Raw genomic sequence first — 9,048 nt, 5'->3', positions numbered from 1 at the left:
ACCCAGGACGGCGACCAGGGCCCCCTGCCCATGTTCATCGCCATGGACCCGCCCAAGCACGACGTGCAGCGCAAGACCGTCAGCCCCGCGGTCTCGCCGATGAACCTGCAGATCCTCGAGCCGCTGATCCGCGAGCGCGCCGCCGCGATCCTCGACTCCCTGCCGGTCGGCGAGGAGTTCGACTGGGTCGACAAGGTGTCGATGGAGCTGACGGCCATGACCCTGGCCACCCTGTTCGACATGCCCCAGGAAGACCGCCGCAAGCTGACCTACTGGTCCGACGTGGTCACCGCGGTGCCCGGCCAGGGCCTGATCGACACCATCGAACAGAAGATGCAGATCTTCGTGGAGTACCACGCCTACTTCACCAACCTGTGGAACCAGCGGGTCAACGCCCCGCCGGCCGGCGACCTGATCTCCATGCTGGCCCACGGCGAGGCCACCCGGAACATGGAGCCGCGCGAGTATTTCGGGAACATCGTGCTGCTGACCGTCGGCGGTAACGACACCACCCGCAACACCATCTCCGGCTCGATCCTGGCGCTGAACCGCAACCCCGATCAGTACCGCAAGCTGCGCGAGAACCCGTCCCTGATCCCCTCGATGGTGTCGGAGACCATCCGCTGGCAGACGCCGCTGGCCCACATGCGCCGCATGGCCACGCAGGACTTCGACATCGGCGGCAAGACCATCAAGAAGGGCGACAAGGTCGTCATGTGGTACGTCTCGGGCAACCGCGACGAAGAGGCCATCGAGCGTCCGAACGAGTACATCATCGACCGCGAGCGGCCCCGCAACCACATCTCCTTCGGCTTCGGCATCCACCGTTGCGTCGGCAATCGCCTGGCCGAGCTGCAGCTCAAGATTATCTGGGAAGAGATCCTCAAGCGCTTCCCCGAGGTCGTGCTCCTGGAGGAGCCCAAGCGGGTCTATTCGACCTTCGTGAAGGGCTATGAGTCCATGAAGGTGATCATCCCCTCGCGGAACTAAGACTGGCCTTCCCCATGGTCGCCTCTGCTAGGTTCTTGCGAAATCAGGGAGGCGATCATGGACATGGCGCCCGCGACCTTCGACCTTGAGGCCCACGTCGAGCGGCTCACTCGTGACGGCTATACGATCATCGAGGACTTCGCCGACGCCGATCAACTGGCGGCGGCCCGCGCCGCGCTTGCCCCGCACATGGGGACCCACCACGGGCGCAACGACTTCGAGGGCCTGGCCACCGAGCGGGTCTACACCCTGGTGGCGCGGGGCAAGGTGTTCGAGGACCTGACCGCCGAACCGCGGCTGCTGGCCCTGCTCGACCGGTTCCTGCAGCCTGGCTACCTGCTCACCGCCAGCCAGGCGATCTGCATCCATCCTGGCGAGAAGGCCCAGGCGCTCCATTTCGACGACGGCTTCTATCGCCAACCCCGTCCGCGCCCCGCCATCAGCCTGTCGATCATCGCCGCGGTTGACGCATTCACCGACACCAACGGGGCCACCGACATCATCCCCGGCAGCCACACCTGGGGAAACGAAGACATCCAGGCCCTGGACCCGCGCGAGGTTGAGGCCCTGCTCCGTCCGGTGACCATGCCGGCCGGCGGCGCCATCATCTTCCAAGGCACCTTGATGCACCGCGGCGGCGCCAACCGCAGCGACGCCCCGCGGCTGGCCTTCACCAACCAGTATTGCGAGCCCTGGGCCCGGACGCAGGAGAACTTCTATCTCGGTGTCCCCCGCGAGCGGGTGAGGGCCATGTCGCCACGCCTGCAAGACCTGCTGGGCTACAACATCTGGCCGCCCTTCATGGGTCAGGTGACTGGCTCCCACCCGCTCAAGAGCCTGGACGACGACTGGGTCGCGCCGGTCGATCGGATCTAGCCCAGCCGCCGCCGGAACAGGGCGTTCAGCCGTTCCCAGTGGCGTTCGGCGGCCTGCTTGTCGTAGGCCGGTCGTTTGGGGAAGGCGAAGCCGTGCTCGACGCCGGGATAGAACTCGACCTCGGCTTCGATGCTGTCTGACTTCAGCGAGGCCTCCAGCGCCTGGACCATCTCCAGCGGCGCCCAGCGGTCGATCTCGGCGCAGGCGAAGTAGAGCTCGCCCTTGGCCTTGCGGGCGGCGACGTGCGGGCTGTCGGGTTTGTCGGTGACCAGGAAGGTGCCGTAGATCGAGGCCGCCGCCTTGACTCGGTCGGGATGGCGCGCCGCGGCGTTGATCGAGAACTGGCCGCTCATGCAGTAGCCGACGCAGCCCACGGTCTTGGCGTCGGCGGCCGCTTGGCCGTCGGCATAGGCCAGCAGCGCGTCGGTGTCCTCCATCACCAGCGGGATGGTCAGCGAATGCATCAGCCCGAACATCTTCTTCCGCTCGGGATCGGCCCAATCCTCGGCCGTCAGCTCCAGCACGCCCGAGCGGTAATAGAGGTTGGGCAGCATCACGAAGTAGCCGGCGCTGGCGAACCGCCGCGCCATGTCGCGCAGCTCCTCGCGGATCGCCGGCGCGTCCATGAAGAACAGGATCACCGGGTGCGGGCCATCGCGTTCCGGATGGACGATGAAGGTCGTCGTGGCCCCGTCCTTGGTCGGGACCTCCACGGTCTGTTCGATCATAACGCTATCCTCAGGCCTTGGGGCGGCGCAGGCGCGCCAGCTCTTCCTCGATCATCCGCTCGCGGTGATCGCCGACATAGGCGTAGACGGACACGCCATGGGCCACGAGGCCAAGCCCCCAGCCCAGCATGGCCCAGGGGAACCAGAGATAGCCGTCGGGATTGGTCATCAGGTTGATCGCCACCAGTCCGGCGTTGACGATCACATAGACCAGCAGGTGGGTGCGGAAGCCCAGCTTGGCGTCGGCCCGCCGCTCGGCGATGCGGCGCAGCCGCTGGTCCTCATTGTCCTCGATCATGTCGACGTTCTCCCACCTAACGGCGTCATCTGAGCGCAAATGCCTGTGCGCCGCTAGCCCCGCGGCGCGACCAGGCAACTGCGGGCCAGCGAGACCCGCGTCAGCTCGCGGCGGCGCAGGAAGACCTGCATGGCCTCGGAGGTCGGGTCGCGGGAAACCTGCCATTCCCCGAGGTCTCGGTAGTTGGTCATCAGCAGCAGCCGGCGCGCGCCCTCGGCCCGGTCGGCCTCGGTCTCGGCGGCCAGGAACAGGCCGTAGATCCGGGTGTCGAAGCGGCCCTCGAAGGCCGGCCAGGCCTCGCCCGACAGCCGCACGAACTCATCGACCGCCTGGCCGTCGATGGTGAACCAGTTGTGGACATAGACCCCCTTCGGCTCGGGCGGGACGTCCTGCGTCGGCCGCAGGGTCGGCGTCAACCGGTCGACCTGGCGCGCCGCGAAGCCCAGCTCGGTCCCGGCCCTGGCCAGGACCAGGGCCTCATTGGACGCGAAGCCGAGCAGCGGCGAGAATACCGCCACCACCCCGGCCATCGGATGCAGCCGCTCGGCCAGCGCCTTGTGCGCTGTCCTCTCGCGGCCGAGCTTGAGCTGAAAGTAATCGTATTCCAAAGGCTTGGGCCTAGTAGTTCACACGCGATGAGATCGCGCCGTCGACCAGCATGTTGATGCCGGTGGTGAAGCCCGAGCGCGGGCTGGCCAGGAACACGGCGGCGGCGGCCACCTCCTCCGGCGTGGCCATCCGGCCGGTGGGGTTGCGCTTGATCATCTGGTCGAAGAACTGCGGCATGCCGGCCTTCACATTGCCCCAGACCCCACCCTCGAAGAACACGGTGCCGGGCGAGATGACATTGGCGCGGATGTGCTTGGCGGCGTTCTCGCGGGCCAGGCCCTTGGCGTAGTGGATCTGGGCCGCCTTCATGGCGCCGTACGACGAGGCGTTGGTCGCCTCGGCCGCCGAGACCGACGAGGTGATGATGAAGGCCGCGTCGCCCTTGGTTTCGCCCGCCTTCTCCAGGAACGGCTTGGCCGCCTCGAAGGAGCGCACGGCGCCCATGACGTCGATGTCGAACATGGCCTTCCACTCGTCCTCGCCGGCCCCCTGGACCAGGGCGCTGGCGTTGGAGACCAGGATGTCGATGCCGCCGAGTTCGTTTCCGGCCTGGGTGACGAAGGCCTTGAGCGCCGGGCCGTCGGCGATATCCACCGCCTGGCCGAACGCCTTGACGCCCTTGGCCTCCAGCGCCGCCACGGCCTCGGCCACCTGGCCGGCGTTGCGCGCGCAGATGGCGACGTCGCAGCCCTCGTCGGCCAGCAAATCGGCGATGGCCCGGCCGATGCCGCGCGATCCACCGGTCACCACGGCGACCTTGCCCTTCAAGTCCAGATCCATTGTTCTCTCCCGTTCCCTATCGTTGATAACCTTGTAGCGCGCCGCGTGGTTGACGCTAGAGCGCTCGCACGCCCAAGGTCGTCTCGATGCTTGACCATTTCGACGCCCGACTCGATGCGGACTTCCCGGCGCTATCAGCCCAGCGCCTGGGCGCGGCCCTGCGAGCCGTGTTGCCCGCCGAGGCCATCCTCACCGACGTCGAGGCCCTGCGGCCCTATGAGAGCGACGGCCTGGCCGCCTATCGCTCCCTGCCCGGGGCGGTGGTGATGCCGACCACCGTAGCCCAGGTGGCCGCCGTCATGCGGACCTGCCGCGACCTCGGTGTGCCGGTGGTGGCGCGGGGCGCGGGAACTGGCCTCTCCGGCGGGGCCCTGCCCTTTCCCGGCTGCGTCCTGCTCAGCATGGCGAAGTTCAGCAAGATCCTGGAGATCGACGCCGACGCCCGGATCGCCCGGGTCCAGCCCGGCGTGCGCAACCTGGCCATCTCAGAGGCCGTGGCCCATCTCGGCCTGTTCTACGCCCCCGACCCCTCGTCGCAGATCGCCTGCAGCATCGGGGGCAATGTCGCCGAGAACGCCGGCGGGGTGCACTGCCTGAAGTACGGCCTGACCGTGCACAACATCCTCAAGCTGGAGGTGGTGACCATCGACGGCGAGGTGCTGACCATAGGCTCCGAGGCCCTGGACGCCGCCGGCTTCGACCTCATGGCCCTGATGACCGGCTCGGAAGGCCTGCTGGGGGTGGTCACCGAGGTCGTCGTCAAGCTGCTGCCCCTGCCGGAGGAGGCCCGCGTCCTGCTGGCCGCCTTCGACGACGTGGAGAAGGCCGCCCAGGCGGTGGCCGACATCATCGCCGCCGGGATCACGCCGGGCGGTCTGGAGATGATGGACGGCCTGGCCCTGCGGGCCGCCGAGGACTTCGCCCATGCCGGCTATCCCAAGGCCGCCGAAGCGATCCTCCTATGCGAATTGGACGGCGTGGCCGCCGACGTGGCCGAGGAGGCCGAACGGGTCACCGCCCTGATGCTGGCCGCCGGGGCCGTGGAGGTCCGCGCCGCCCGCGACGAGGCCGAGCGCAAGCGCTTCTGGGCCGGCCGCAAGAACGCCTTCCCGGCCGTCAGCCGCATCGCGCCGGACTATTACTGCATGGACGGCACCATCCCGCGCCGCGCCCTGCCCCGGGTGCTTACCGAGATCACCCGGCTGTCGGACGCGATCGGCCTGCAGGTGGCCAACGTCTTCCACGCCGGCGACGGCAACCTTCACCCGCTGATCCTCTATGACAGCCATCGTCAGGGCGACCTGGAGAAGGCCGAGGAGCTGGGCGGGGCGATCCTGGAGTTGTGCGTCGCGGTGGGCGGGACCATCACCGGCGAGCACGGGGTGGGCCGCGAGAAGATCAACCAGATGTGCGTGCAGTTCTCCGCCGCCGAGATCGAGGCCTTCTTCGCGCTCAAGGCCGCCTTCGATCCCCGCGGCCTGCTCAATCCGGGCAAGGCGATCCCGACCCTGGCCCGCTGCGCCGAGTTCGGCGGCATGCACGTCCACCATGGGGAGCTGCCGTTTGCTCACCTCCCCCGCTTCTGACGCCGACCAGACCGACCGCCTGGCCCATGTGGTGACCGCGGCGAGGGGCGAGGGCCTGAAGCTGCGCATCGTCGGCGGCGACACGCGGGCCTTCTACGGCCGGAAGGTCGCGGCAGAACCCCTGGCGCTGGGCGGCCACCGCGGCGTGGTCGCCTACGATCCCAGCGAGCTGGTGATCACCGCCCGGGCCGGCACGCCGATGATCGAGATCGAGGCCCTGCTGGCCGCCAACGGCCAGATGCTGACCTTCGAGCCGCCGGTGTTCGCCGCCGCCAGCACGATCGGTGGAACCGTCGCCGCTGGGCTCTCCGGCTCGCGGCGGCCCTTCGCCGGCGCCCTGCGCGACTACGTCCTGGGCGCCAAGATCCTCGACGGGCGCGGCGAGGTGCTGAACTTCGGCGGCACGGTGTTCAAGAACGTGGCCGGCTTCGACGCCTTCCGGCTGATGGCCGGGGCGTTGGGCTGCCTGGGCGTGATCCTGGAGGTCTCGATCCGCGTCACGCCCCGGCCCCGCGCCGAGACGGCGCTCGCCTTCGAGCTCACGAGCGAGGCGGCTCGGATGCGGGTCGTCGAGCTGATGCGTCGACCCCTGCCGCTGTCGGGCGCCTTCCACGACGGCGAGAGCCTGCACCTGCGGCTCTCCGGCGGCGAGGCGGCCGTGCGCGAAACCGCCCGCGAACTGGGTGGCGAGGCCGAGACCGACGAGATCTGGACCGCCCTGCGCGACCTCAGCCATCCGGCCTTCGACGGCCCAGCCCTCTGGCGGCTCTCCCTGCCCCAGACCGCGCAACTGCCCCGCCTCGACGGCCATCTGGCCTGGGATTGGGGCGGGTCGCAGCGCTGGCTGGCCGCCGACAGCGTCGACACCACGATCTGGGACGCGACCGCGGCGGCCGGCGGTCACGCCACCCTGTTCCGCGGCGGGGTCGACCAGGTGTTCCAGCCCCTGCCCGCCCCGCTGCTGGCCCTGCACAAACGGGTCAAGGCGGCCCTCGACCCCGACGGCCTGTTCAATCCCGGCCGCATGTATGAGGGCCTCTAGATGCGCACGGTGATCTCAGGCCCGATCGCCGGGACCATCGCCGGCGGGGTGGCCGAGCGCGCGCTGCGAGCCTGCGTCCACTGCGGCTTCTGCAACGCCACCTGCCCCACCTACCAGCTCACCGGCGACGAGCTGGACGGCCCGCGCGGGCGGATCTACCTGATGAAACAGGCCCTGGAGGGCCAGCCGGTCAGCGCGCTCAGCCTCAAGCACCTCGACCGCTGCCTCTCCTGCCGGGCCTGCGAGACCACCTGTCCGTCGGGGGTCCAGTACCACCGGCTCTACGACATAGGCCGCGAGGCCGTGCGCGCCGCCGCGCCTCGGCCCTGGCCCGCGCGACTGGCTCGCCAGGTCATCCGCAGGCTCACGACCTCGGCGACCCTGTTCGGCCTGGCCCTGGCCCTGGGCCGTCTGGCCCGGCCGCTGCTGCCCAAGTCGCTGAAGGCCAAGGTCCCGCCCGCCGTGGCCCCCGGCGCCTGGCCCAAGGCCAGCCACGCTCGCCACATGCTGCTGCTGAAGGGCTGCGTGCAGTCCGCCGCCGCACCGCACTTCAACGCCGCCACCGCCCGGGTGTTCGACAAGGCCGGGATCGCGCTCTCCGAGGCCCCTCGCGCCGGCTGCTGCGGCGCCGTGGACTTCCACCTGGACGCCCCCGAGGCCGGCCGCGCCGCCGCCCGCCGCAACATCGACGCCTGGACCCCCGCCATCGAGGCCGGGGCCCAGGCCGTCGTGGTCAATTCCAGCGGCTGCGCGGCCTTCATCCGCGACTATCCCGACGTGCTGCGCGACGATCCGGCCTATCTGGAAAGGGCCCGCGCCGTGGCCGCCCTGGTGCGCGACCCCATCGAGGTCCTGGCCAATAGCGACCTCGCCGCCCGCCGCGCGCCCGCCGACCCCAGGATCGCCGTCCACGAACCCTGCACCCTGCAGCACGGCTTGAAGCTGACCGGCCGGATCGCAACCCTGCTCGCCCGCCTGGGCTACGAGCCCCAGCCGGTGGCCGACAGCCATCTCTGCTGCGGCTCGGCCGGCGCCTATTCGCTGCTGCAGCCCACGATGTCGGGCAAGCTCAAGGCCGCCAAGCTCGAGGCGCTCAACGCCTCGTCTCCGGCGGCGATCTACACCGCCAATATCGGCTGCTGGATGCACCTCGCCGACGGCGGCCAGGCGCCGGTAAGGCACTGGATCGAGGCGGTGGACGAGGTGGCTTAGTCAGGTCGGTGCTGCTCGCCCCATTGCGGACCTGGGAACAACCCGCAAAGGTGGAATCACATTCCACCGCAAGAGAAACGCCAGTGCTTCAGCCAGCGACGCGCGCGTCTTGGAAGACTCTCCCGTGCCCCTCCGCCAGGGAGCACTTTCAGCTTCCAGTGTTATTCTCCGACGCCGACGCGGAACGCATGCGGCTCGGCCATTTACCCGAGGATATGGACGATAAGTGGTTCATATATTTCGAGAATGGATGGTTCTACTTCCACCGAAGCTGGACCGGTGCGTGCATCTTTGCATTGCGTTTGGATGGCTCCCCGGGCGGTGTCCGAGTAGCCGAGAGTTGGGTCAGCCGCGACAAAGAACAATACACGTCGACAGACGTCGAGCAGGACAAGAGAACGCTACTGCAGCTGATCGAGACGCGCCTGCTAGCTTAGCGCACCGGCATAGGCCGTTCGCCACTTATTGCTCTCCCGCGCTCCCCCTCAAAACCCCGCCGTATTCGTCGGCAAACCAAGAAACAGCCGCCCCACCGTCTCCAGGATGTTCGGCGAGACCATGAAGTGCTGGGTCGCCACGTGGATGTCGCGGAACTGGCGCTGGAGCGGCGAGACCGCATAGGCCGTCGCGTCAGGACTTTTTCCTCCCATTGCTGCGCGCTGGGGGAAGATCTGGGAGACTCTGAACCAGATGCTCCCCTCCTGGGGGAGCTGTCAGCGAAGCTGACTGAGGGGGACTTTGACTCTTGTTTGTGCGCTTCAGCCCCCTCCGACACGTCGCCGAAGAGGGCGACGCGCCACCTCGTGTATTTGGCTTGCGCTAGATTTGCAGAGCGGCCGGCCGAGGCGCTCATCACGCCAGCGGCCGGCCGCCGCACCGTCGAGACCGTCGCCACCTAGGTTCACAGCCCGTGGGGGAGCTTGGGTC

General features: G+C 68.8%; 10 protein-coding genes. 5 read left to right on the top strand and 5 right to left on the bottom strand.

Annotated features, from left to right (window positions below; genetic code table 11):
• Together Q8Q77_RS04260 and Q8Q77_RS04255 are read left to right on the top strand one after the other, a co-directional pair.
• Positions 1–990, top strand: a 990-nt coding sequence (locus Q8Q77_RS04260) for a cytochrome P450 (protein WP_305581507.1), incomplete at its 5' end; no start/stop codon positions are given.
• Positions 991–1,047: 57 nt separating this feature from the next.
• Positions 1,048–1,866 (top strand): phytanoyl-CoA dioxygenase family protein, encoded by an 819-nt coding sequence (locus Q8Q77_RS04255; RefSeq protein ID WP_305581506.1) that lies wholly within the window; start codon positions 1,048–1,050, stop codon positions 1,864–1,866.
• Here the strand turns inward: Q8Q77_RS04255 and Q8Q77_RS04250 are convergent.
• From Q8Q77_RS04250 to Q8Q77_RS04235, 4 genes are read right to left on the bottom strand one after another with little or no spacing between them, the layout of a single operon-like run.
• Positions 1,863–2,594: a dienelactone hydrolase family protein gene (locus Q8Q77_RS04250; RefSeq protein WP_305581504.1), complete on the bottom strand. Its 732-nt coding sequence runs from the start codon at positions 2,592–2,594 to the stop codon at positions 1,863–1,865. The two genes, Q8Q77_RS04255 and Q8Q77_RS04250, sit on opposite strands and share 4 nt — an antisense overlap.
• Before the next feature lie 10 nt (positions 2,595–2,604).
• Positions 2,605–2,892 (bottom strand): 2TM domain-containing protein, encoded by a 288-nt coding sequence (locus Q8Q77_RS04245; protein ID WP_305581502.1) that lies wholly within the window; start codon positions 2,890–2,892, stop codon positions 2,605–2,607.
• A 53-nt stretch (positions 2,893–2,945) separates the two neighbouring features.
• A complete protein-coding gene (locus Q8Q77_RS04240) occupies positions 2,946–3,500 on the bottom strand; it encodes a hypothetical protein (protein ID WP_305581500.1) in 555 nt (184 codons plus the stop codon).
• A 10-nt stretch (positions 3,501–3,510) separates the two neighbouring features.
• Complete coding sequence (locus tag Q8Q77_RS04235) at positions 3,511–4,281, bottom strand: SDR family NAD(P)-dependent oxidoreductase (protein ID WP_305581498.1); 771 nt, start codon at positions 4,279–4,281, stop codon at positions 3,511–3,513.
• 86 nt (positions 4,282–4,367) lie between these two features.
• On the opposite strand from Q8Q77_RS04235, the gene Q8Q77_RS04230 reads away from it, so the two are divergent.
• Genes Q8Q77_RS04230 through glcF form a run of 3 tightly spaced genes read left to right on the top strand, consistent with a single transcriptional unit; the run spans position 4,368 to position 8,121 of the window.
• Positions 4,368–5,867, top strand: coding sequence for an FAD-linked oxidase C-terminal domain-containing protein (locus Q8Q77_RS04230; RefSeq protein WP_305581496.1), 1,500 nt, complete (start codon positions 4,368–4,370; stop codon positions 5,865–5,867).
• Positions 5,845–6,909, top strand: a complete 1,065-nt coding sequence (gene glcE / locus Q8Q77_RS04225) for a glycolate oxidase subunit GlcE (protein WP_305581494.1) — start codon at positions 5,845–5,847, stop codon at positions 6,907–6,909. Before Q8Q77_RS04230 ends, glcE begins: the two co-directional genes overlap by 23 nt.
• Positions 6,910–8,121 (top strand): glycolate oxidase subunit GlcF, encoded by a 1,212-nt coding sequence (gene glcF / locus Q8Q77_RS04220; protein ID WP_305581493.1) that lies wholly within the window; start codon positions 6,910–6,912, stop codon positions 8,119–8,121.
• Positions 8,122–8,606: 485 nt separating this feature from the next.
• Here the strand turns inward: glcF and Q8Q77_RS04215 are convergent, their stop codons facing one another.
• Positions 8,607–8,771 (bottom strand): hypothetical protein, encoded by a 165-nt coding sequence (locus Q8Q77_RS04215; protein WP_305581492.1) that lies wholly within the window; start codon positions 8,769–8,771, stop codon positions 8,607–8,609.
• Positions 8,772–9,048 lie beyond the last annotated feature (277 nt).

Origin of the sequence: Phenylobacterium sp., assembly GCF_030698145.1 — a bacterium.
In the GTDB taxonomy this organism is placed as follows: Bacteria; Pseudomonadota; Alphaproteobacteria; order Caulobacterales; family Caulobacteraceae; genus Phenylobacterium.
Note: the sequence above shows the minus strand (reverse complement) of the source record. Positions and strands in the feature narration are given on the sequence as shown.

Coding starts and splice junctions, on each gene's coding strand:
- Q8Q77_RS04255 (WP_305581506.1), top strand. CDS start 1,048: ATGGACATGGCGCCCGCGACCTTCGACCTTGAGGCCCACGTCGAGCGG.
- Q8Q77_RS04250 (WP_305581504.1), bottom strand. CDS start 2,594: ATGATCGAACAGACCGTGGAGGTCCCGACCAAGGACGGGGCCACGACG.
- Q8Q77_RS04245 (WP_305581502.1), bottom strand. CDS start 2,892: ATGATCGAGGACAATGAGGACCAGCGGCTGCGCCGCATCGCCGAGCGG.
- Q8Q77_RS04235 (WP_305581498.1), bottom strand. CDS start 4,281: ATGGATCTGGACTTGAAGGGCAAGGTCGCCGTGGTGACCGGTGGATCG.
- Q8Q77_RS04230 (WP_305581496.1), top strand. CDS start 4,368: ATGCTTGACCATTTCGACGCCCGACTCGATGCGGACTTCCCGGCGCTA.
- glcF (WP_305581493.1), top strand. CDS start 6,910: ATGCGCACGGTGATCTCAGGCCCGATCGCCGGGACCATCGCCGGCGGG.
- Q8Q77_RS04215 (WP_305581492.1), bottom strand. CDS start 8,771: ATGGGAGGAAAAAGTCCTGACGCGACGGCCTATGCGGTCTCGCCGCTC.